The organism is Pseudomonas sp. LjRoot277, from assembly GCF_964253845.1.
Classification (GTDB): domain Bacteria; phylum Pseudomonadota; class Gammaproteobacteria; order Pseudomonadales; family Pseudomonadaceae; genus Aquipseudomonas.
Map to the genome: position 1 here is coordinate 3,791,400 of NZ_CAXURI020000001.1, position 23,259 is coordinate 3,814,658.

21 protein-coding genes are annotated in these 23,259 nt (G+C 60.7%); 12 read left to right on the top strand and 9 right to left on the bottom strand.

What is annotated here, in order from left to right:
• Positions 1-159: 159 nt before the first annotated feature.
• The 10 genes from ACSQ87_RS17805 (at position 160) to ACSQ87_RS17850 (ending at position 13,362) form a co-directional block, all read left to right on the top strand.
• The gene (locus tag ACSQ87_RS17805) at positions 160-513 is read left to right on the top strand and encodes a hypothetical protein (RefSeq protein WP_033054675.1); all 354 of its coding nucleotides are present in this window, start codon (positions 160-162) and stop codon (positions 511-513) included.
• A 272-nt stretch (positions 514-785) separates the two neighbouring features.
• Entirely contained in the window at positions 786-1,745 is a 960-nt protein-coding gene (locus ACSQ87_RS17810; protein ID WP_008030123.1) for an AAA family ATPase, read from the top strand.
• A gap of 5 nt (positions 1,746-1,750) precedes the next feature.
• Complete coding sequence (locus ACSQ87_RS17815; protein ID WP_046046923.1) at positions 1,751-2,695, top strand: DUF58 domain-containing protein; 945 nt, start codon at positions 1,751-1,753, stop codon at positions 2,693-2,695.
• Positions 2,692-3,186, top strand: a complete 495-nt coding sequence (locus tag ACSQ87_RS17820; protein ID WP_150657585.1) for a DUF4381 domain-containing protein — start codon at positions 2,692-2,694, stop codon at positions 3,184-3,186. Before ACSQ87_RS17815 ends, ACSQ87_RS17820 begins: the two co-directional genes overlap by 4 nt.
• The gene (locus ACSQ87_RS17825; protein WP_223430322.1) at positions 3,179-4,258 is read left to right on the top strand and encodes a vWA domain-containing protein; all 1,080 of its coding nucleotides are present in this window, start codon (positions 3,179-3,181) and stop codon (positions 4,256-4,258) included. Before ACSQ87_RS17820 ends, ACSQ87_RS17825 begins: the two co-directional genes overlap by 8 nt.
• Positions 4,255-5,994 (top strand): tetratricopeptide repeat protein, encoded by a 1,740-nt coding sequence (locus ACSQ87_RS17830; RefSeq protein WP_436273963.1) that lies wholly within the window; start codon positions 4,255-4,257, stop codon positions 5,992-5,994. The genes ACSQ87_RS17825 and ACSQ87_RS17830 overlap by 4 nt, the downstream gene beginning before the upstream one ends.
• Positions 5,991-7,631 (top strand): BatD family protein, encoded by a 1,641-nt coding sequence (locus ACSQ87_RS17835; protein WP_436273964.1) that lies wholly within the window; start codon positions 5,991-5,993, stop codon positions 7,629-7,631. Before ACSQ87_RS17830 ends, ACSQ87_RS17835 begins: the two co-directional genes overlap by 4 nt.
• Positions 7,632-7,886: 255 nt before the next feature.
• A complete protein-coding gene (locus tag ACSQ87_RS17840; protein ID WP_150657581.1) occupies positions 7,887-9,131 on the top strand; it encodes an exonuclease SbcCD subunit D C-terminal domain-containing protein in 1,245 nt (414 codons plus the stop codon).
• On the top strand, positions 9,128-12,769 hold the full coding sequence (locus ACSQ87_RS17845) for an SbcC/MukB-like Walker B domain-containing protein (RefSeq protein WP_436273965.1): 3,642 nt from the start codon (positions 9,128-9,130) through the stop codon (positions 12,767-12,769). Before ACSQ87_RS17840 ends, ACSQ87_RS17845 begins: the two co-directional genes overlap by 4 nt.
• The gene (locus ACSQ87_RS17850; protein ID WP_436273966.1) at positions 12,766-13,362 is read left to right on the top strand and encodes a glutathione S-transferase; all 597 of its coding nucleotides are present in this window, start codon (positions 12,766-12,768) and stop codon (positions 13,360-13,362) included. Before ACSQ87_RS17845 ends, ACSQ87_RS17850 begins: the two co-directional genes overlap by 4 nt.
• Before the next feature lie 7 nt (positions 13,363-13,369).
• Here the strand turns inward: ACSQ87_RS17850 and ACSQ87_RS17855 are convergent, their stop codons facing one another.
• From ACSQ87_RS17855 to ACSQ87_RS17895, 9 genes are all read right to left on the bottom strand, one after another.
• A complete protein-coding gene (locus tag ACSQ87_RS17855; protein ID WP_223433554.1) occupies positions 13,370-13,627 on the bottom strand; it encodes a hypothetical protein in 258 nt (85 codons plus the stop codon).
• Positions 13,624-13,836: a hypothetical protein gene (locus tag ACSQ87_RS17860; protein WP_436273967.1), complete on the bottom strand. Its 213-nt coding sequence runs from the start codon at positions 13,834-13,836 to the stop codon at positions 13,624-13,626. The genes ACSQ87_RS17855 and ACSQ87_RS17860 overlap by 4 nt, the downstream gene beginning before the upstream one ends.
• A 115-nt stretch (positions 13,837-13,951) precedes the next feature.
• Entirely contained in the window at positions 13,952-14,077 is a 126-nt protein-coding gene (locus ACSQ87_RS17865; RefSeq protein ID WP_415768812.1) for a hypothetical protein, read from the bottom strand.
• Positions 14,078-14,285: 208 nt separating this feature from the next.
• A complete protein-coding gene (locus ACSQ87_RS17870; protein ID WP_008030101.1) occupies positions 14,286-14,465 on the bottom strand; it encodes a hypothetical protein in 180 nt (59 codons plus the stop codon).
• Between the two features lie 155 nt (positions 14,466-14,620).
• Positions 14,621-15,790 (bottom strand): lactonase family protein, encoded by a 1,170-nt coding sequence (locus ACSQ87_RS17875; RefSeq protein ID WP_436275101.1) that lies wholly within the window; start codon positions 15,788-15,790, stop codon positions 14,621-14,623.
• Positions 15,783-16,079, bottom strand: a complete 297-nt coding sequence (locus tag ACSQ87_RS17880; protein ID WP_436273968.1) for a DUF5629 family protein — start codon at positions 16,077-16,079, stop codon at positions 15,783-15,785. The genes ACSQ87_RS17875 and ACSQ87_RS17880 overlap by 8 nt, the downstream gene beginning before the upstream one ends.
• A 98-nt stretch (positions 16,080-16,177) precedes the next feature.
• Positions 16,178-17,758 (bottom strand): aldehyde dehydrogenase (NADP(+)), encoded by a 1,581-nt coding sequence (locus tag ACSQ87_RS17885; protein ID WP_436273969.1) that lies wholly within the window; start codon positions 17,756-17,758, stop codon positions 16,178-16,180.
• Between the two features lie 10 nt (positions 17,759-17,768).
• Complete coding sequence (gene araD1 / locus ACSQ87_RS17890; protein ID WP_436273970.1) at positions 17,769-18,761, bottom strand: AraD1 family protein; 993 nt, start codon at positions 18,759-18,761, stop codon at positions 17,769-17,771.
• A 151-nt stretch (positions 18,762-18,912) separates the two neighbouring features.
• Positions 18,913-20,235: an MFS transporter gene (locus ACSQ87_RS17895; RefSeq protein ID WP_436273971.1), complete on the bottom strand. Its 1,323-nt coding sequence runs from the start codon at positions 20,233-20,235 to the stop codon at positions 18,913-18,915.
• A gap of 193 nt (positions 20,236-20,428) precedes the next feature.
• Here ACSQ87_RS17895 and ACSQ87_RS17900 point away from each other — a divergent pair, with 193 nt between their 5' ends.
• Both ACSQ87_RS17900 and ACSQ87_RS17905 read left to right on the top strand, forming a co-directional pair.
• Positions 20,429-22,165: an IlvD/Edd family dehydratase gene (locus ACSQ87_RS17900; protein WP_150657573.1), complete on the top strand. Its 1,737-nt coding sequence runs from the start codon at positions 20,429-20,431 to the stop codon at positions 22,163-22,165.
• A gap of 252 nt (positions 22,166-22,417) precedes the next feature.
• Positions 22,418-23,137 carry a FadR/GntR family transcriptional regulator gene (locus ACSQ87_RS17905; protein ID WP_046053637.1) on the top strand — a complete coding sequence of 240 codons (720 nt, stop codon included), beginning with the start codon at positions 22,418-22,420 and terminating at the stop codon, positions 23,135-23,137.
• Positions 23,138-23,259: the final 122 nt, after the last annotated feature.

Consider the following 23,259-nt stretch of genomic DNA (forward strand, 5'->3'; position numbering starts at 1 on the left):
TTAAGCCCGGTTTTGCGGCACATCCGTACCAGAAATGACCAGCAACACCCCAGATGCTCACGACACATCCTCTGACAACCAGACGAGCAGAAATTCCCGTCTGCTGGCAGAATCGCCCTTTGTTCGTCTTTACAACGCTCGTCGACCCAGGAATTCCCCATGCAAATGACCACCGCCCTCTTGATCGTTAACCCGTGCGATGACGAAGAAGACAACATGGCCATGCTCTGCTGCCACAGCGATCAGGGCGATATGTTCCTGATGACCCGTTACCCGGACGAGGACGCGCTGGACATCAGCCTCGGCGACGAGCCTTCGACCCTGGACGGCGTGAAAGTCACCCTCAGCCCTACCCGCCTGCTGATCGAAATCGCTGCCGCTGACGCCGATGCGCTGAATGGTGATGATTCGCTGGAAATCATTCACAGCACTGATGCGGCGGATTTGGCTGAAGTGGAAGAAACGTTACAGAACATTCTCAAGGGTACTGGCACCTACATCAGCGAGCTTTAATGGTGTCTGGGCGGTCCTCTTCGCGAGCAAGCCCGCTCCCACATTTGATTACATTTCCCTTGGAGGAACGCGGTTAAATGTGGGAGCGGGCTTGCTCGCGAAGAGGACCGAAAGAACACCACAACCCTCCAAGCCCTGCAAAATCGCTAATCAATTCCCTCACTTTGCACAAAATGCCGTTAGTCGCCGCCCCCCCCGATAGATTAAAGTAACGCCCCCAGCCCTGGCGTTATTCGAACGTCTTCGGTCACCCTTTCCAGGAACAGTCATCGATGGAACATCGTGAAGCGCTGCTAGCGCTGCGAACCTTTCTTTCAACGCAGATTCTCGGCCAGGAAAAACTCATCGAGCGCTTGCTCATCGCCTTGCTTGCCGACGGCCACATGCTGGTCGAGGGCGCTCCAGGCCTGGCCAAGACCAAGGCCATCAAAGAACTCGCCGAAGGCATCGAAGCACAGTTCCATCGCATCCAGTTCACCCCCGACCTGCTGCCCGCCGACATCACCGGTACGGAAATCTATCGCCCGGAAACCGGCAGTTTCGTGTTCCAGCAAGGCCCGATCTTCCACAACCTGGTGCTGGCGGACGAAATCAACCGCGCCCCGGCCAAGGTTCAGTCCGCCCTGCTCGAAGCCATGGGCGAGCGCCAGGTCAGCGTCGGGCGCAGCACGTACGAGCTGTCGCCGCTGTTTTTGGTGATGGCCACGCAAAACCCGATCGAACAGGAAGGCACCTATCCACTGCCCGAAGCGCAGCTCGACCGCTTCCTGATGCATGTAAAAATCGGTTTTCCGGACGCCACCGTCGAACGACGGATTCTGCAACAGGCCCGTGGCGAAGCGTTGAATGGCGAAACCAAGCCCGAGCGCCGGGTCAGCCAGCAGGCGATTTTTGCCGCGCGCAAGGAAATCCTCGGCTTGTACATGGCTGACGCCGTGGAGGAATACCTGGTGCAACTGGTCATGGCCACACGTACCCCGGCCAAGTTCGACCCGGAGATGGCCGAGTGGATCGCCTATGGCGCCAGTCCGCGCGGTTCGATTGCCCTCGACCGTTGCGCCCGGGCCCACGCCTGGCTGGCCGGTCGCGACTTCGTCAGCCCGGAAGACATTCAAGCGGTGCTGTTCGATGTGCTGCGTCACCGCATCATTCTTTCCTTTGAAGCCGAAGCCGCGGGCATCGACCAGGACCGGGTGGTCCAGCGGATTCTCGACGTCGTAGCCGTCGCTTGACCCCGATGAACGTCATCCTGCCGCCCGAGCCGGGCATCCGTGTCAGCCTCGCCGAGCTGATCGAGATGCGCCATCGTGTGCGTGAAGTGCAACTGTTTTCCACACCGAGCCAGCGCAGCCCGCTGATCGGCCTGCACCACTCCAAACTGCGCGGGCGCGGGGTGGACTTCGATCAGGTGCGGGTCTATCAGGCCGGCGATGACGTGCGCAGCATCGACTGGCGCGTCACCGCGCGGACCCAGGAACCCCATACCAAGCTGTTCCATGAAGAGCGCGAGCGGCCGATTTTCATCATGGTCGAGCAAAGTCGCCGGCTGTTTTTCGGCTCGGGGCTGATGTTCAAATCGGTGCTCGCCGCCCAGGCCGCGAGCCTGATCGGCTGGGCCGCACTGGGTCATAACGATCGGGTCGGCGGATTGGTGTTCGGCAACAACGAACACTATGAAATCAAGCCACGACGCAGCAAACAGAGCCTGCTGCAATTACTCAACCGTCTGGTGCGGGTCAATCAGTCGCTGCACACGGAAAACGAGCCGGACCGGGACGCCTTCAACATTGCCCTGCGCCGTGCCCGGGAAGTCCTGCGCCCCGGCAGCCTGGTGATCATAATCTGCGACGAACGCACCCTGACCGAAGGCGCCGAACAACAGCTGAGCCTGTTGTCGCGGCATTGCGATCTATTGCTGCTGCCGGTGTCTGATCCTCTCGATCACGCCCTGCCCGCCGCCGGACTTTTGCGCTTCGCCGAACGCGGTGCGCAACTGGAACTCGACACCCTCAATTTCGAGCTGCGCCAGACCTATCGCGCCCAGGCCGAAGCACGCATCGCTCGCTGGGAATTGCTGGCGCAGAAGCTGCGGATATTGCTGATGCCCTTGAGCACCCAGAGTGAGATGGTCGAGCAACTGCGCGAGTACCTGAACCCACAGAAGCCGGGGAAAGGCCGATGAGCAGCCTCGATCAACTGCAACCGCTGATCTCCCCGCCACCGATCGAATTCTGGCCACCGGCACCGGGCTGGTGGCTGTTGCTGCTGTTAATACCGCTCATCGGTTTCGGTCTGTGGAAGGCAAGGCACTTCCTTCCGAGCAAGCGTCCGATCGTGCGCGCCGAACAACCGCTGGACCCAGTGCGCCTCGCCGCGCTGGCCGAACTGGCGCGGATGCCCAAACCCTACGACGGGGCTCCGGCCGGTGCCTGGTTGCAGCAACTCAACGGTTTGCTCAAACGCCTGTGCCGCAACCACTACCCCTACAGCCAGAGCCATACCCTCAATGGGCGCAAATGGCTGGCATTCCTCGATAATCGCTGCCCCGCCGCCGGCCTGACCCGCTGGATGGTGCTGGTCGAAGGCGCCTACAAACCCGAATGCAAACTCGACGACAAGGCCATCGCCGGCCTGACTCAGGCTGTCGACACCTGGATTCGTAAACATGTTTGAGTTCGCCTGGCCGTGGATCTTTGCCCTGCTGCCACTGCCCTGGCTGATGCGCATCGTGCTGCCTGTCGCCGACAGTGGCGAACCGGCGCTCAAAGTCAGCTTCCTCGGCGACCTCGAAGGTCTGGTCCGCCGCCGCGCCCGGGCCAACCTGCCGGCCTGGCGCCAACAGGCACCGTTCATTCTGCTGTGGCTGTTGTTACTGATCGCCGCGGCGCGCCCGCAATGGCTTGGCGAACCGCTGCCCATCGCCGCCAGCGGTCGCGATCTGCTGGTAGCGGTCGACGTGTCTGGCTCGATGGATTACCCCGACATGCAGTGGCAGGACGAAGACGTCAGTCGACTCACACTGGTTCAGCATTTGCTCGGTGACTTCCTTGAAAGTCGCGATGGCGATCGCGTCGGCCTGATCCTGTTCGGCAGCCAAGCGTATCTGCAAGCACCGCTGACGTTCGACCGACACACGGTGCGCGTGTGGCTCGACGAAGCGCGGATCGGCATCGCCGGCAAGAACACCGCCATCGGCGATGCCATCGGCCTGGCCCTCAAACGCCTGCGCCAACGTCCGGCACAAAGTCGCGTACTGATTCTGGTCACTGACGGCGCCAACAACGGTGGCCAAATCGATCCGCTCACGGCTGCGCGGCTGGCGGCTAGCGAAGGCGTGAAAATCTACCCGATCGGTATCGGCGCCGATCCGGAGCAAAGCGGCACTTTGGGTTTCCTTGGGGTCAACCCGAGCCTCGACCTCGATGAACCCTCCTTGATGGCGATCGCCGAAGCCACCGGCGGCCAGTATTTTCGCGCCCACGATGACAAGGAACTGCAAGCGATCAAGGACACCCTCGACAAACTGGAACCGGTGACCCAGCAACCGACTCAGGCCCGCCCGGCGCAGGCGTTGTACCACTGGCCGTTGGCAATAGCGTTGCTGTTGAGCATGCTGTTGGTGGTTCGCGAGCGCTGGCCGGACAACCCGTTTCGGCGACTGTTTACCAAGGATCTGTTTTTGCAATCGCAACTGCCCGACTGGCGCCAGCGGCTTAAACGCCTGCGTCTGCGGAGGCGCCGATGAGTGCACTCTGGCCGTACTTGTTCCGCCCCTGGTGGTTGCTGTTGTTGCCATTGCTCGGCTGGTTGCTCTGGCAGCTCTGGCATCGGCAGAAACGCGCCGGGCGCTGGCAGATGATTCTGCCACCGGCCTTCCATGCGGCGTTGCTCAGTGGTGGCAACGGTCGCGACAGCAAATTGCCATGGGTCATCCTTGGATGTGCCTGGGTGCTGACCGTTCTGGCGCTGCTCGGCCCGAGCTGGGAACGTGTCGAGCAAGCCAGTCAGAAGCCCGCCGACCCGCTGGTCGTGGTCCTTGAGCTGACCCCGGAAATGCTCGCCACCGACGTACCACCCAACCGGCTGGAACAGGCCCGGCGCAAGCTGTTCGACCTGCTGGAGAACCGCAGCGATGCCCAGACCGCGATCGTCGTCTACGCCGGCAGCGCTCACACGCTGGTGCCGCTGTCGGATGACCTGTCGACCAGCCGCAATCTATTGGATGCCCTCAAGCCTTCGCTGATGCCCCAGGCAGGACATCGCGCCGATCTCGCGGTGACCAAGGCCCTTGCCCTGCTGGAACAGGGCGCCCTCGGTGACGGGCGGATCCTGCTGATCGGTTCAACCTTGACCGAACAGGAACGCCAAGGGATTCAACAGGCGCTGGACGGCAAGTCGACACAATTTCAGATGCTCGGTATCGGCACTGCCGAAGGCGCGCCGATCACCCAGGAGGACGGCAGTTTTCTGAAGGACGACCAGGGCGCGATTCTGGTGCCACATCTGGACGAACCAGGCCTGAAAGCCTTTGCCAACGGCCTGGACGGACGCTATCGCCACGCGCGCCTGGACGATGCCGACCTGCGCGCACTCGGCTTGCTCGAGGGACCACGCGCGCTGCGCAACGACGGCCAGACCCTGCGCCTCGATACGTGGGCCGATCAGGGTTACTGGCTGTTGTTGCCGTTGCTGCTGCTGGCGGCGTGCGCCGGTCGCCGCGGCTGGCTGTTCTGCTTGCCTCTGCTGTTTTTGCTGCCACAACCGAGTTATGCCTTCGACTTCAACGATTTGTGGCTGCGCCCCGACCAACAGGGTCTGATCTTGCTCAAGCAGAAGCGCGCGGCCGAGGCTGCGCAGCATTTCGAAGATCGACAATGGCAAGGTGTGGCGCTTTACGAGGCAGGCGACTACAGCGGCGCCGCCCAGCGGTTCGCCGAAGGCAGCGACGCCCACGCCCACTACAATCGTGGCAACGCCCTGGCCAAAAGCGGTGAGCTGGAAGCCGCGCTGGATGCCTACGAACAGGCGCTGGAGCGTCAACCGGATTTGCGCCCGGCCCTGACCAACAAGGCGCTGGTGGAAAGTCTGCTCAAGCAGAAAAACACTCCACCGCCCGTTGTTCCAGACAAAAATTCCGAAAACCAGACCGAGCCCCACACACAAGAACCGCCGCCGGGCGCGGCCACGCAACCGTCGGATAATGGCGAACCGAAAACCGACGGCCAACAAACCACGACGGACTCCGACCCACAGAGCAAAACGCCGTCGAAACCCGGCACCAATGAAGTCCCTGGCAGCGAGCTGGGGAATGAAGACAGCACCCGACCACCGATGCGTCCGGCCAGCGACAGCATCGATGGTGAACAACGCCAGGCGCTGGAGCAATGGCTGCGCAAGATCCCGGATGATCCGGGTGAATTGCTCAGACGCAAATTCTGGTACGAACAGCAACAACATCAGGATCAGGGAAAAACTCGATGACCCGCTTCACCGCTTTCTTGCTCGCACTGCTGCTCTGGACTGTTCAAGCCCAGGCAGCGGGGCTGGTCGCCAGTGTCGATCGCAGTCGCCTGAACAGCGGCGAAACGATTGATCTGACCCTGGAAACCAACGACGTGACGCAGTTCGGCAAGCCTGATCTGACACCGCTGGAGCCGCTGTTCGACGTGCGTGGCACCCGTCAGGTCAACCAATTGACCACCCTGAACGGCGACAACCGTGCGACCACCCGCTGGATCATCACTCTGTTGCCTCGGCAGAATGGCAGCGTGGTGATTCCATCACTGCGACTGGGTGACGTGCAGAGCCAGCCGATCACCGTACAAGTGGTCGAGACCGAAACCCAGGACAGCCCGACCCAACGGGACCCGGTGTTCATCGACGCCAGCCTTGATCAAAACAGCGTGTACGTACAAGCCCAGGCGATCCTGACCTTGCGTATCTACCATTCGGTGTCGCTGTACGACGACAGCAGCCTGCCCCCTTTGCAAATCCCCGATGTGCGCATCGAGCAACTGGGCGAGGCGCGCACCTACGAGAAAGACATCAATGGCCTGCGCCACGGCGTGATCGAGATGCGCTACGCGATCTACCCGCAACACAGCGGTGAGTTGGTCATTCCGCCGCAGATATTCAATGCCGCACTGGTCGATGCACACCCCGCTCAGGACGCCGCCGCCCAGGCACCGAAATCCGGCAAATTAATGCGGGTCAGCTCCGCCGAGATTCTGCTGACGGTCAAAGCCAAACCCGTCACCTACCCGGCCGACATGCCATGGCTGCCGGCCCGCAGCCTCAGCCTGAGCGAAAGCTGGAACCCGGAACCGGATCATGCGCAGGTGGGTGATTCGTTGACCCGCAGCCTGACGGTAAAGGCTGAGGGGCTGGACAGTTCGCAATTGCCACCACTGCCCGCCACCGACGTCAACGGCTTGCGGCGCTACCCGGATCAACCGGTGCTGGGCAACCAGAACAGCGAGCGCGGGCTGATCGGCAGTCGCGAAGATCGTGAGGCCCTGGTGCCAACGCGCAGCGGCGCAATCGAGTTGCCAGCGGTTGAAGTGATCTGGTGGAACACCTTCGAGGACCACCTGGATCACAGCAGCCTGCCGGCCCGAACCCTGCCAGTGGCGAACAATCCAAGCCTGATGGTCGACACCCCGGCCGGCATGCCACAAGTCTTTTCCGCTGCCGACAACGAAGCCCTCTGGTGGTGGAAACTCAGCAGCCTGATCCTGGCCTGCACCACCCTGCTGGGCTTCGGTCTCTGGTGGCGCGCCCGCTGGCAACCGGCGATCCTGCGCGCGGCGCAGACCGGCCCGAGCCCGCGCACCGTGCTCGACGATCTCAAGCGCGCCTGTCAGGCCAACGACTCCCACGCCACCCGCCAGGCCCTCGACGCCTGGGCCCGCCAACAACCGGAAACCCTGGCCGATATGGCGGCGCGTTTTGTGCCGCTGTCCGACGCCCTCGATGGCTTGAACGGCGCGCTCTACAGCGAAACCGGCCAGCATTGGCAAGGTGACGATCTGTGGCGGGCGATCAAGGCGATTCCGAATGCCGAGCGGGTTCAGGACCCGGTGGGTGACAGCGGGTTGCCGCCGCTTTACCCCAAATAACCACTGCCACCGCATTCCATGTAGCAGCTGGCGAAGCCTGCGTTCGGCTGCGCAGCAGTCGTAAATCCTGCTTGCACGGTTTGTCTGATACACCGCGTGTGCTGATTTTACGACTGCTGCGCAGCCGGACGCAGGCTTCGCCAGCTGCTACAAGGAGTCCGTGGCCACATCTATCGTGTTTGCCAGTAAACTCCCTCCCCTTTAGCCGCCATCATTTACCTCGCGGCCATCACCTTATTTCCTACGGAGTTCACCTTGCGTCTGTTTCATACCTCCGACTGGCACCTCGGGCAGAACCTGCACGGCCAGGAACGCGACTTCGAACACGCCTGCTTTCTCGAATGGCTGCTGCGCCAGCTGAAGCTGGACCAGCCAGACGTGCTGCTGATCGCCGGCGATATCTTCGACACGGTCAATCCGCCGGTCAAAGCCCAGGAACGTCTCTACGACTTCATCGTCAGCGCCCATGAACAACAACCGAAGCTGACCATCGTGATGATCGCCGGCAACCATGATTCCGGCTCGCGGATCGAATTGCCCGCGCCGTTGATGCGGCGTTTGCGCACGCATGCGCTGGGCCGTGTGCTGTGGCTGGATGATGGTCAACTCGACGCCGAGCGCTTGTTGCTGCCATTACCGGATGCCAAAGGCAAAACCGTCGCCTGGTGCCTGGCGCTGCCGTTCCTGCGACCCGCCGAAGTGACCGGTGCGCATTTGGGTGACAACTACCTTCGCGGTATCGGTCAGGTTCACGAATGGCTGATCGAAGCGGCCAATGCCAAGCGCAAACCAGGTCAGGCGCTGATCGCTATCAGCCACGCGCACATGGCCGGCGGCTCGGTGTCGGAAGACTCCGAGCGCAGCCTGATCATCGGCAACGCCGAAGCGCTGCCCGCCAGCCTGTTCGGGCCGAGCATCAGTTACGTCGCCCTCGGTCACTTGCACAAGCCGCAGAAGGTCAATGGTGAAGAGCGTATCCGCTACAGCGGCTCGCCGATTCCGTTGTCGTTCTCCGAGATTGGCTATCAGCACCAGATTCTCGACATCCAATTGAAAGGCGAAACCCTGGTCAGCGTCGAACCCAAACTGATCCCCCGGGCTGTGAATCTGCAACGCATCGGTCCGGCGCCATTGGCGGAAATCCTGCTGCAACTGGCCGACTTGCCGAACATTGACCTGCTGGCCGATATCCAGCGCCAGCCGTGGCTGGAAGTTCGGGTCCGTCTCGATGAGCCGCAACCCGACTTGCGCTATCAAGTGGAAACCGCCCTGCAAGGCAAAGCCGTGCGCCTGGTGCGAATCGCAGCTGAATATGCCGGCAATGGCAGCCGCGATGGCGTCGATGACGGCACGACCTTGATCGAGCTCGACCAGCTCTCACCTCAGGAACTGTTCAGCCGCGCCTGGCAGGACAACTACGGCAGCGAGGTCGATGAGCAAACCCTCAAGGACTTTGCCGAGCTGTTGCAAGACGTGCAGATGGAGAGCGAACAACCATGAAGATCCTCGCGATCCGCCTGAAAAACCTCGCCTCACTGGCCGGGCCTTTTGAAATCGACTTTACCGCTGAGCCGTTGGCCAGCGCCGGTCTGTTCGCGATCACCGGGCCGACCGGCGCCGGTAAAAGCACCTTGCTCGACGCCTTGTGCCTGGCGCTGTTCGGCGCCGTGCCTCGGCTGAGCAATGCTCAGGTGTCTGCCAAAGCGCCAGACGCCGATGGCGAGATCAGCACTGGCGACCCCCGCACGCTACTGCGTCGCGGCACCGGTGAAGGTTATGCCGAAGTAGATTTCGTTGGCATCGATGGCCGTCGCTACCGCGCTCGCTGGGAGGCTAATCGCGCCCGGGAGAAGGCCGGCGGCAAGCTGCAAGCCAGTCGTCAGAGTTTGCGCGACATCGATCTGGATCAACTGCTGGCCAGTCAGAAAGTTGAATTCAAAACCCATCTCGAATCCGTACTGGGCTTGAACTTTGAGCAATTCACTCGCGCGGTGTTGCTGGCTCAGAGTGAATTCAGTGCTTTCCTCAAGGCTAACGACAACGAACGTAGCGAACTGCTGGAAAAACTCACCGACACCGCGCTCTATACGCGCCTCGGTCGCCGGGCGTTCGACAAAACCAAAGAGGCTCGCGAAACCCACAAGCTGTTGCAGGACCAGGCCACCGGCGTGACGCCATTGTCGCCAGAAGCCCGGGCCGAGCTCGATGAACGCTTCAACGAGGCTCAGCAGCAACTCAAGACCCAGCAAGCGCAACTCAAGCAATTGGAACTGCAACACACCTGGCTCAAAGATTTGCGCCAGTTGCAGGACGAGCAGCAGAGCGCCACCGAACAGCTGCAATCGGCCCGGCAGCACTGGGAAGGTCTGGCCGGCGAACGTTTAAAGCTGACTCGCCTGGAACAACTGGCCCCGCAACGGCACCAGTTCGCCCGCAAGACAGAACTCACTGCCCAGCTCACACCGCTGGCCGCGCAGATTCAGCAGCACACCCAACATCAAACCGAACTGAATGAGCGCCAAGCGCTACTCGAACACAGCCTGAGTGCTGCGCAGACCGCGCTGGTCGAGGCCCAAAGCCAACACACCTCAAGCGCTCCACTGCTGCGTCAGGCCTTCGAAGAGCAAAGCACCCTCGCCCGTCTGGTCAAGGATGCCAGTCTCAGTGCCGACCTCAAGCAGCAGGCGGAACTGGCGTGCACTCAGGGCCAAAACACGATCCAAGGTTTGCTCGACCAACAGAAACAGGTCGCCGAACGTTTGCAGCGGATTGCCGGGGAGCTTGAGCAAAGCACCCCTCTGGCGCCGTTGAGCGATGCCTGGAGCGCCTACCGTGATCGCCTGCAACAGCTGATGCTGATCGGCAATCGCCTGAACAAGGGCCAGGCCGAACTGGCCGCCCTGGAACAGAGCGCCGCTCGCGCTGCCGAGGACCTGTCCACTCAGCGCCAGAGCCTTGAAGTGCTGTACAAGGAGGCCGGCGCCGAACCGGAAGCAGTGGCCGAGCAGATCCGGATTCTCGGCAGTCTGTTGCAAGACAACCGCAAGCAGCAGCGGGCCTTTGAAGAGCTGACGCGACTGTGGGCCAGTCAGCAGGAACTGGACAAGCGCGCGTCCGAACTCCAGCAGCGCCAGCTGACCGCTCAGCAGGAACGAGAACGTCTGACCCAGGACGGTGTGAAAGCCAAGAACGAATTGGTCGTCGCCGAACAGACCCTGACCGTGACCCGCGAACTGCTGGAACGTCAGCGTCTGGCCCGCAGCGCCAGCGTCGAAGAACTGCGCGAGCAGTTGCAGGACGATCAGCCGTGCCCGGTCTGTGGCAGCCCCGACCATCCCTATCATCAGCCCGAAGCCCTGCTGCAGAGCCTTGGCCGGCATGATGAAAGCGAACAGGCCAACGCCCAAAAAGCCGTCGACCTGCTGAAAGAAAAGCTCACTGACCTGCGCGCTGAAGTGGGCGGCGTGATTGCGCAGCAAAAGGAGTTGCTGCAACAGCAAGAACACCTCGCGACCCAGCAACAGGGCCTGGCGCCGAGCCTTGAAGCACATCCGTTGTCTACGCAGCTGCTCACGCAGGATGCGCTCAAACGCGATGCCTGGCTGGTGCAGCAAAACAACCAGTTGAACCAAAGCATCACTCAGGACGAACAACGGCAAACCGCGCTGCTCACCCTGCAACAGGACGCCGCGCGCCTTCAACAGCAACTGCGTAGCGCTGAAGCGGCGAACCAGCAAGCTGCCCAGCACCTGGCCAACCAGCAACGTGAGTTGAGCCGTGATCGCCAGCGTCTGGACGAGGAGTTGACGGCGTTCAGCACCCTGCTCCCGGCCGATACGCTGCAAGCGTTGCGCAACGAACCGGCCGCGACCTTCATGCAACTGGACCGGCAGATCACCCAGCGGCTGGAACAACTCGATCAGCAGCGCGATGAACTCGGCGAACAGCAACAACGGCAGCAGACGCTGGAGAAAGAACAGGACCGCCAACTCACTCGCCTCCAACAGTTGGAAACGGCCCGCCAGCAGTTCACCGCCCTCGCCGACCAGCAACAGGCCTGCCAGCAAAAACTCACGCAATTGCTCGGCGAACACACCAGCGCCGAGCAGTGGCAGCAGCAACTGGATCAAGCCGTCGAACAGGCGCGCAATGCTGAGGCGACGGCCAATCAGGAACTGCAAACCGTGCGTACGCGGCTGGTACAGCTGGACGCCGAACTCAAGGCCCAGCAGGAACGCTCGCAGGCACTGGAAACCGAAGATCGCGAGCTGAGCGGCAAGATTGCCGACTGGCGCGCATTGCATCCGGAACTGGATGACGGTGGTCTGGAAGATCTGCTGAGTGTCGACGACCAGCGGGTCAGCGAACTGCGTCAGCAATTGCAGCAAAGCGAAAAAGCCATCGAACAGACCAAGGTTCTGTTGCAGGAACGCGATCAGCGTCTGCTCAATCATCAAGCACAGCACAACGGCAATCTCGACGCCGAACAACTGGCGACAGCGCTTGCCGAGCTGCAAAACCTGTTCACCGCCAGCGAACACCGTTGCGCCGAACTGCGCGCCGAACAGGCTGAGGATCAGCGCCGGCAAAACGCCAATCAGGCCCTCGCGCAGCAGATTGCCGATGCCTACACCGAGTACCAGCGCTGGGCACGTTTGAATGCACTGATCGGTTCGGCCACGGGCGACACCTTCCGCAAGATCGCCCAGGCCTACAACCTCGACCTGCTGGTGCATCACGCCAACGTTCAGTTGCGCCAACTGGTGCGGCGCTATCGCCTCAAACGTGGCGGCAGCATGCTCGGTTTGTTGGTGATGGACACCGAGATGGGTGATGAACTGCGTTCGGTGCATTCGTTGTCCGGCGGCGAGACGTTCCTGGTGTCGCTGGCTCTGGCGCTCGGTTTGGCGTCCATGGCATCGAGCACGCTGAAAATCGAATCGCTGTTCATCGATGAAGGCTTCGGCAGCCTTGATCCGGAATCCCTGCAACTGGCCATGGACGCTCTCGACGGCTTGCAAGCGCAGGGGCGAAAAGTCGCGGTGATTTCACACGTGCAGGAAATGCATGAACGGATTCCGGTGCAGATTCAGGTCCGCCGTCAGGGCAACGGCCTGAGTACGCTGGAGGTGAAATGAATACGCTGTATTCCTTCCGCCGCTGCCCCTACGCGATGCGGGCGCGCATGGCCCTGCGCTACTCCGGCGTGGCGGTGAACATTGTCGAGGTCAGCCTGAAGGCCAAACCTGCCGAAATGCTGGCGCTGTCGAGCAAAGGCACGGTGCCGGTGCTGAGCGTCGACGGTCAGGTGATCGATGAAAGCCTGGCGATCATGCACTGGGCCCTGGCGCAGAGCGATCCGCAGGATTGGTTGCTCAAGGATGACCCTGTCGGTCAGCAACTCATCGCCGGGCTGATCGAAGAAAACGATCAGGTGTTCAAGGTGCACCTGAATCGCTACAAGTACGCCGAACGATATCCCGAGCAGCCGATGACGTTTTATCGCGCCGAGGGCGAGGTGTTTTTGCACAAGCTCGATGAGTTGCTGGAGGGACGCGACTACTTGCTGGCCGAGCATCCGAGTCTGGCGGATGTGGCACTGATGCCGTTCGTACGGCAATTCGCCCATGTCGATCGCGAGTGGTTCGGGCAGACGCCCTATCGCCGTTTGCAGGGCTGGTTGCAGCGGTTTCTGGAGTCGGAGCTATTTACTGGCGTGATGCAGAAATAACACCGACTCACGCCAACACTGAACACATCTGCAACGCCGAGCAATCCACGTGGAACGGCCCGAAGAAATCGTTCTGGCGTTCGATTGGCGGATTGCCGGCCAACAGCCCCAGGGCCTTCGCAGTTTCAATGTTACGAGCAAGGTTGTGATTGGCTTCTATAGTCCGCGCCACCGACCCCGCCGAGGCCTGTCCGATCCCCAACAACGAGGATCCATTGGTCATGAACGCCAGGAAGGCGATGACCCAAAGTCTGTGCCCTTTCATGCTCCGGCGACTCCCGCGAGTTCAGCCTGATCGACCATCGCGTTTTGCGAACGGTGTTCAAACTGGATGCCGGGATGAGCGACTTGAATCGGCGCTTCAAGAGGTTGACGCGATTGTGGCGAGAGGCTGAAAACCAGCACCATGGCTACGTAAAGAGCGATAGCCAGGTAGGCGCCGTGTTTGGCAGAAGTGATGATTGAGCTGGCCATGATGTTCTCCGCAGGCATGTTTCGATGCCCACAGAATCGATCAATAAAGCGGTGATAACCACTCAGGGTTATCCATAGTGACCATCAGCTTCGTTGATCATTAAGCCAGACTATTTCAGTCTTCAATAAAACTCATCATGCGTTCGCGGGCCGCATCCGGCTCCTCTGGAACGGGCTGGGCAGCCGAAAGAATGGGGGTGGAATAGAGAAACAGAAGAACCACGGCCAGACGCATTGCCATGCTGTCGATCCTTATCATGGGAAGGAGTCAAAAAATCAGCGTCAAATTTAAACCTATGGCTATGTGATATCAAGCAATACATTGATGGCAATATGATGCTGTCGTAAACGCGTTATGCAGGAGCGACATCACTCAGGTCTCTCAAAGCTTTTCAGCTTGATCGGCGCAAGTGACTTCGCTCCTGCATAAAGGGTGCAGGGTTCAAATTTCAGGCTTGGGTCTTGTGATCCAGAGCCGCGTAAAAGTTGGCGCTCTGTTGCAGGTATTTCTGGGTGTAGCTTTGGGCGTGGGATTTTTTGTCGCTGATTTCAACGTTGGCGCTGGCTGGCAGAGCAACGGTGGCGGAGATTGCAGAAGCAGCGATGACGGAGAAGAGATTGAAGTTCATGGCGGTGTTCCTCGGATTCAGTTGGCTTGCTTGCCCGTTGGGGCCGTGAAGCAAACTTAACCTTCGAGGTTGGCGCCTTGAAATCTTTTGTAGCATTAGCAGATATCAGCGTCATTAATAGAAGGATGCAGGCCCCATCAACCGGGGCCTGCGGCCTATTGACGCACCATGAACTTGAGGTCGCTCGGGGCATCCATCGGCAGTTTTTGCACGGTTTTACCCAGCAGGCCTGTCTTTGAATCGCGCTCGACGACGACAATCTGGTTGCTTTTCTGATTGGCGATCAACAAGAACTTGCCACTCGGATCGAGGCTGAACTCGCGCGGGTGATCACCTTCAACAGAACGGCGTTGCAGCTCCTTGAGGTGGCCGGTCGCAGGATCGATGGCGAACACCAGCAGCTGATTGGCGGTGCCACGGTTGCTGACGTAGAGGAACTTGCCATCGCCTGACGCGTGAAGCGCAGCAGCTGCCTTGTCCGAAACGGGTTGCCCCGTCGCCAACTCGACCATTTGCGTTTGCTTGAGTTGGCCGTCCTTGTAATCGAACACCGCAACCTGCGCACTCATTTCCATGGTCAGCCACGCGTGCTTGCCATCGGCGCTGAACAGCAGATGACGCGGACCGCTGCCGGGTGGCAACTGGACGGACGCCGGTGTAGCGGCGGTCAAGGGCAGTTCCGGGTTGGCCTTGGGGTCGAAGCGGTAGGCAAAGATCTTGTCGGCGCCCAGGTCATTGGAGAACACATACTGGCCGTCCGGCGACGAAACCGTTGAATGCACGTGCGCCGACATCTGCCGCTCGGGATTGACCCGGCTCGATGGATGGCTGCTCATCTGCACCACCGGTTTGAGCGTGCCATCGACGCCCACCGGCAACACCGCCAGGGTGCCACCCGGATCTTCAGCCACCGAATAGTTGCTGACAAACAGGTGACCGGCGTCAACGCTGAGGCCCGAATGCGTCGGCTCGTTGCCCAGGCTCTGCACCTGATTGATCAGGCTCAGTTCATGGGTTTTGGGATCGATCGCATAACTGCTGACGCGCCCTACCGGATCGGTCTGGCCCGGGCCGTTTTCGTTGACCACGAACAGGTGACGCTGATCCTTGGACAGGGTCAGCCAGGACGGGTTTTCACTCTTGACCACTTGTAACGGCTTGGCATCGATCTGCCCGGTGGCGCTGTCGAAGTTCAGGCGATAAATCCCTTGGCTCTGACCGGCCGTGTAGGAGCCGACCAGCAACTGATAGTCGTCGGCCAATGCAACCTGAAAACCCATCGCGCAGACGCTGCCGGCCATCAACAGTGGCCAGAGCTTACGCATCCTCATTCGTGTCTTCCTCGTCGTCATCACCGCGGAACGCGGTCATGCACACCAACCGGTGCTCGCCGGAACTGCCGGTGATCAGCCAGCTTTGCAGGGTTGGGTCGAAGGTCGCGGCCTGGACTTCGGCCGGGGTGAACTCCCAGTGCTTGGACACACGACCGTCCAGGCATTCAATGTGCAGGTTATCGTCTTCATCGAGAGAGAATTCGAAGGCGTGCAGCCCGTCGATTTCCACCATATCGCAGTGTTCGAGGGTGGCGAGCAAGGTGTCGGTTGCGGAAGTCATGGCAGTCAATCTTTGAATGGGAAAGACGCAATGATAGCTCATTGCGCCTCAGTCCAATGAGGGAGTGAGCTTGCGCCCGCAGGGGATTGTGCTCGCCGTTAGAGGGCTTCGCGGGACGGCTGCCCATCCACCAACCGCTGAATACGCAGCGGATTGCCATTCTTCAAGGCATCCGGCAGCAGGCTGTCCGGATAGTTCTGGAAGCATACCGGGCGCAGGAAACGGTCGATGGCCAAGGTGCCCACTGACGTGCCGCGCGCATCGGATGTCGCCGGATACGGCCCACCGTGGACCATCGAATCGCAGACTTCCACGCCGGTCGGATAGCCGTTGAGCAGGATCCGTCCGACCTTCTGTTCCAGCAACGGCGTCAACTCAGCGAACTGCTCCAAGTCTGAGGGTTCGCCAATGATCGTCGCCGTCAGCTGTCCGTGAAGACCGTTCAATGCGGCGCTGAGCTGCGTCTGATCGGCGACTTCGACGAACACCGTGGTCGGGCCGAACACCTCTTCCTGTAGCACTTCGTCGCCATCGATCAACAGGCTTACATCCGCCTTGAACAGCTGCGGCTGAGCCTGATTGCCCTGCTGTGGCTGACCGGCCAGGTGCTCGATGCCCGGATGGGCGAGGAGTTTTTGCAGGCCTTGGCCATAGCTGCTCAAGGTCCCGGCATTGAGCATCGTTTGCGCCGGCTGATCGCCGATCAGGCCCGCCACCTGTTGCACGAATGCGCCGAACTGCGGCGAACGAATACCAATCACCAGCCCGGGATTGGTGCAGAACTGACCGCAGCCCTGAACCACCGAAGCGGTCAGGTCGCGGGCGACCGATTCGGCGCGAACTTGCAGCGCCTGCGGCAACACGATCACCGGGTTGATGCTCGACATCTCGGCGAACACCGGGATCGGTTGTAGACGCGCGGCAGCCATGTCGCACAACGCACGACCGCCTTTCAACGAACCGGTAAAGCCTACCGCCTGAATCGCCGGATGCTTGACCAACGCTTCGCCGACTCCGCCGCCGTAGATCATGTTGAATACACCGGCCGGCATCCCGGTTTTTTCTGCCGCGCAGATGATCGCGTCGGCCACCCGTTCGGCTGTGGCCATGTGACCGCTGTGAGCCTTGAACACCACCGGGCAACCGGCGGCCAACGCCGATGCGGTGTCGCCGCCGGCCGTGGAGAACGCCAACGGAAAGTTACTCGCACCAAACACGGCGACCGGCCCGAGGCCGATGCGGTACTGACGCAAATCAGGACGCGGCAACGGTTGGCGCTCGGGCAATGCCCGATCGATCCGCGCACCGTAGAAATCACCGCGACGCAGCACTTTGGCGAACAGACGCATCTGGCCGCTGGTGCGACCGCGCTCGCCTTGAATGCGTGCGGCGGGCAGCGCGGTTTCGCGGCAGACCAGCGCAACAAAGTCATCGCCCAGCGTGTCCAGTTCATCGGCAATCGCATCGAGAAATTGCGCCCGACGTTCGGCGCTCAGACTGCGATAGGTCGGATAAGCCGTGGCGGCAGCCTTGGCGGCGGCATCGACTTCTTCCGGAGTTGCCTGGGAGAAATCGAACGGCAAAGCCTCGCCCGTGCCGGCGTCGACGCTCTGTAGTTTGAGCTGGCCGGCCGCACTGCGCTGGCCGCCGATGTAGTTGTGACCAAGAATCGGGGTCATGCCTATCTCCTTAAAGGGTGCCAACGGTGCCGGGCTCGAACGCCGCTTCAACCGGTGCAATCCCGTTGATCAACGGTGCACCGAACTCGGCCTGACTGATTTCGAACACGTCACCCGGCCGGGTGCGAATGCCGTCGGCAAAGGACAGGGTCGCAGTGCCGAAGAAGTGAATGTGCACATCGCCCGGGCGCAGGAACTGGCTGTACTTGAAATGGTGGTACTCGAGGTTTTCCAGGCTGTGGCACATGTTGGCCTCGCCACTGAGAAACTCGTTCTGCCACAGCACTTCACCGTCACGCAGGATGCGGCTGGTGCCCGCCAGATGCTCCGGTAGTTCACCAACCCGAAGTTCCGGGCCATAACTGCAACTGCGCAATTTGGAGTGGGCCAGGTAAAGGTAATTCTTGCGTTCCATCACGTGATCGGAGAACTCGTTGCCCACGGCAAAACCGAGTCGATACGGTTTGCCGTCGTGGCCGATGACGTAGAGACCGCTGAGCTCCGGTTCCTCCCCCGCATCTTCGGCGAACGGTGGCAACGGGAACGGTTGGCCCGGACGCACGACGATGCTGCCGTCGCCCTTGTAGAACCATTCCGGTTGTACACCGGCCTGCCCAGCCACCGGTTTGCCGCCTTCCACGCCCCATTTGAAGATGCGCATGGTGTCGGTCATCGCGGCCTCGTCGCCGACTTGCTGATGCATCTTGTCCCGGGCCGACGCACTGCCTAAATGGGTCAGGCCCGTGCCGCTGACCAGCATGTGCGCCGGGTCCGGGTGATCCAGCGGTGGCAGGATGCGCAACGTCGCCAACAGTTCTGCATAGTCATGGCTGATGCCCAGGCCCAGGATTTTCACCTGCTGCTCAAGATTGACGCCGGCCTCGATCGCGGCCAACGCCAGGTCGCGAACGGTGCGCGCGTCCTGCACTTCGCGCACCAGACCGTCTTCGACCACGCCCACCCGGCGCTCGCCGTTACTCAATTCGAACTGAACTAAACGCATGATTTTCTCCTGTAAACAAAATTCGAAAACACCGTCGATCAAGTGTGGGAGCGGGCTTGCTCGCGAAAGCGCTGTGTCAGCCAACAGCAATGTTGAATGGAAGACCGCATTCGCGAGCAAGCCCGCTCCCACAGGGGATTTTTGTGATGGCTCAGGTGCGGGTAGCGCCACGGGCGCTGGCAGCGAACTGGTCGGCCGGCAGTACGTGCTTGCGTTCCAGCAGGCGATAAACCACACCGGTCAACACCAGCCCGAACACCATCACACCGGACAAAAAGTACAGACCCGAAGCCAGGTTGCCGGTGTATTCCTTGAGCGCGCCGATCACGAACGGACCGATGTAGCCGCCGAGGTTGCCCACCGAGTTGATCAAGGCAATTCCGGCCGCCGCACTGGCGCCGGCAAAGAAACGGCCCGGCAAGGTCCAGAACACCGCGGTGCAGGAAAACAGGGCAAAAGCCACCAGGCACAACGCCGCCAGTTGCAGCACCGGCACCGTCAGCCAGGCGCTGAGGAACAGACCGATGGCACCCAACACGTAAAGCACCGCCAAGTGGCCGTAGCGATCATTCAAGCGATCGGAACTGCGCGGAATAATCAGCAACCCGATGATCCCGAAGATGTACGGCACCGACGACACGAAGCCAGTCACCAGATCCGTGCCACCGAACTGCTTGATCAGGGTCGGCAACCACAAGCCCAGGCCGTAGATGCTCAGGGTCACCGGCAGATAGAACAGCGCCAGCAGCAAGACACGTTTGTCCTTGAGGGCGTGCAACGGATTGCCGTGGCGGGTCTGGCCGTATTCCTCAAGATCCTTTTTCAGTTCGCCGGTCAGCCAGTCCTTTTCGGCCTGGTCCATCCACTTCACCTGTTTCGGACCATCCGGCAGCCAGCGCAGCACCGGCCAGGTCAACAGGATCGCCGGGGCGCCGATGACGATGAACAGCCACTGCCAGCCATGCAGGCCGAGAACGCCGTCCATGCCAAGCAGACCGCCGGACACCGGGCCAGTGATCAACATGGCGATGGGTTGGGAAAGGATGAACAACCCGAGGATCTTGCCGCGATGGCGCACCGGGAACCACTGGGTGATGTAGTAGAGAACGCCCGGAAAGAACCCGGCTTCCGCCGCGCCGAGCAGAAAGCGCATCACATAGAAACTGTGCGGCCCCTGGACGAAGGCCATGCCGATGGTGATGGCGCCCCAGGTGACCATGATCCGCGCGAACCAGCGCCGCGCGCCAAAGCGTTCGAGCATCAGGTTGCTGGGGATTTCCAGAAGGAAATAGCCAATGAAAAACAGCCCGGCACCCAAGCCGTAAGCCGCGTCACCAATGCCGAGGTCGGCGCCCATGTGCAATTTGGCGAAGCCTACGGCGGAGCGATCCACATAGGCGATCAGGTACAGCAGGATCAGGAAGGGAATCAGTTTCAGCGTGATGCGACGAATAAGCCGCAGTTCCTGGCTCATGAGATCGGTCTCCGATTGTTGTTGTTATAGAACCTCGGGGGACGCCTCTCGCGGAAAACCGCCAGGGCAATCCCTCCGTTGAAACGGACTATATAGTAATACTATTTATGCAACAACACTTCCAAACAGCCGAATTTGCGCCTATGTTACGCCTCAGTCCGAACAATATAGTCATACAATAAGAGAACCGATCATGTCTGATAAGAAACCCACCCTGCGCTCCGCCCAATGGTTTGGCACTGCCGACAAGAACGGCTTCATGTACCGCAGCTGGATGAAGAATCAGGGCATCGCCGACCACCAGTTCCACGGCAAGCCGATCATCGGCATCTGCAACACCTGGTCGGAACTGACCCCGTGCAACGCGCATTTCCGCCAGATTGCGGAGCACGTCAAACGTGGGGTGATCGAGGCTGGGGGCTTTCCCGTGGAATTCCCGGTGTTCTCCAACGGCGAGTCGAACCTGCGTCCAACCGCCATGCTCACCCGCAACCTGGCGAGCATGGACGTCGAAGAAGCGATTCGCGGCAACCCGATTGACGGTGTTGTGCTGCTGACCGGTTGCGACAAAACCACCCCGGCGTTGTTGATGGGCGCGGCCAGTTGCGACGTGCCGGCGATCGTCGTCACCGGCGGGCCGATGCTCAACGGCAAGCACAAAGGTCAGGACATTGGTTCGGGCACCGTGGTCTGGCAGCTCAGCGAACAAGTGAAAGCCGGCACCATCACCATCGACGATTTCCTTGCGGCCGAGGGTGGCATGTCCCGCTCGGCCGGTACGTGCAACACCATGGGCACCGCGTCGACCATGGCCTGCATGGCCGAAGCCCTCGGCACTTCCCTGCCCCACAACGCGGCGATTCCTGCCGTCGATGCGCGTCGTTATGTGCTGGCGCACATGTCCGGCATGCGCGCGGTGGAGATGGTTCGCGAAGATTTGAAGCTGTCGAAAATCCTCACCAAAGAGGCCTTCGAAAACGCCATTCGGGTGAACGCTGCGATCGGTGGTTCAACCAACGCCGTGATCCATTTGAAAGCCATTGCCGGGCGCATCGGCGTGGAGCTGGACCTGGATGACTGGACCCGCATCGGTCGCGGCATGCCGACCATCGTCGACCTGCAACCGTCCGGACGTTTCCTGATGGAAGAGTTCTACTACGCCGGCGGCCTGCCAGCGGTGCTGCGTCGTCTGGGTGAAGCCAACCTGATTCCGAATCCGAATGCCCTGACCGTCAACGGCAAGACCCTCGGCGAGAACACTAAAGACGCGCCGATCTACGGCCAGGACGAAGTGATCCGCACCCTCGACAACCCGATCCGCGCCGACGGCGGCATCTGTGTGTTGCGCGGCAACCTGGCGCCACTCGGTGCGGTGCTCAAGCCTTCAGCCGCCAGCGCCGAACTGATGCAACATCGCGGCCGTGCGGTGGTGTTCGAGAACTTCGACATGTACAAGGCACGGATCAACGATCCGGAGCTGGAGGTAGATGCCAACTCGATTCTGGTGATGAAGAACTGCGGTCCGAAGGGTTATCCGGGTATGGCCGAAGTCGGCAACATGGGCTTGCCGGCCAAGTTGCTCGCTCAGGGCGTGACGGACATGGTGCGCATTTCCGATGCGCGCATGAGTGGCACGGCGTACGGCACTGTCGTTCTGCACGTAGCCCCGGAAGCGGCCGCTGGCGGACCTTTGGCGACGGTGAAGGAAGGTGACTGGATCGAACTCGACTGCGCCAACGGTCGTCTGCACCTGGACATTCCCGACGCCGAACTGGCGGCGCGCATGGCTGATCTGCAGCCACCGCAGCAATTGATCGTGGGTGGTTATCGTCAGTTGTACATTGATCATGTGCTGCAGGCGGATCAGGGTTGCGATTTCGACTTCCTGGTCGGTTGCCGTGGTTCTGAAGTACCGCGCCACTCTCACTAACACCGACAACTCTGCATTCACAGCAAAAACCTGTGGCGAGGGAGCTTGCTCCCGCTCGGCTGTGTAACAGTCGTAAATCAGTCACCGCGATATTTCTGACACATCGCGATAACCGGTATTGGGGCCGCTTCGCAGCCCAGCGGGAGCAAGCTCCCTCGCCACAGAGCACTCGACGACTTCACATCTGATGATTGCCCGCCGCGCCTGTTATCATGCGCGGCACCCCAACCCCACAGGATCGCGCCGCTCCCCATGGATTACCGCAAACCCTCCGACCGCAAAAGTATGCACTCGCGCATCGTCCAGGAACTGGGCATGCAGATCGTTTCCGGGCGCTTCAAGCCGTGTGACAAGCTGCCCGCCGAAGCCCTGTTGTGCGAGGAGTACGCGGTCAGCCGTCCAGTTCTGCGCGAAGCCACCCGGGTATTGGTCGCCAAGGGTCTGGTGTATTCCCGTCCGCGAGTGGGCACGGTGGTCAAGCAGCGCAAGGAATGGCACATGCTCGATCCGGATGTGCTGCACTGGCTGATGCAAAGCAGCCCGCAAAATGAATTTTTCGATTTGCTGACCAGCGTACGCAGCATCATTGAACCCGCAGCGGCCGCCCTCGCGGCGCAGTTCGCCACCGACGATGACATCGCCTCCATCGGTGAAGCCTACCAACGTATGGAAGCGGCGCCGACGCCGGAAGCGCTGCTGCAACCGGACCTGGATTTCCATAGCCGGATTGCCGATGCGACTCATAACGACTTGCTGGCCAACCTGTGCAACATGCTGTCGGTGGCAATTGCCGAAGCCTTGAAGCATTCCAACCAGCGACCGAATCTGCATGAACTGGCCTTGCCACGGCATAAGGCGATTCTGACGGCTATCGAGAATCGTGATGCGTTGGGCGCGCGGCATGCCACGTTGGTGCAGTTGGATGATGCGCGTAGTGCGTTGAATGCGGTGCTGGGTACCGATCCCTCATAATCATCACAAATCCAATGTGGGAGCGGGCTTGCTCGCGAAGGCGGAGTGTCAGGCAACATCAATGCTGAATGTACAACCGCATTCGCGAGCAAGCCCGCTCCCACATTGGGTTTGTGTCGAAT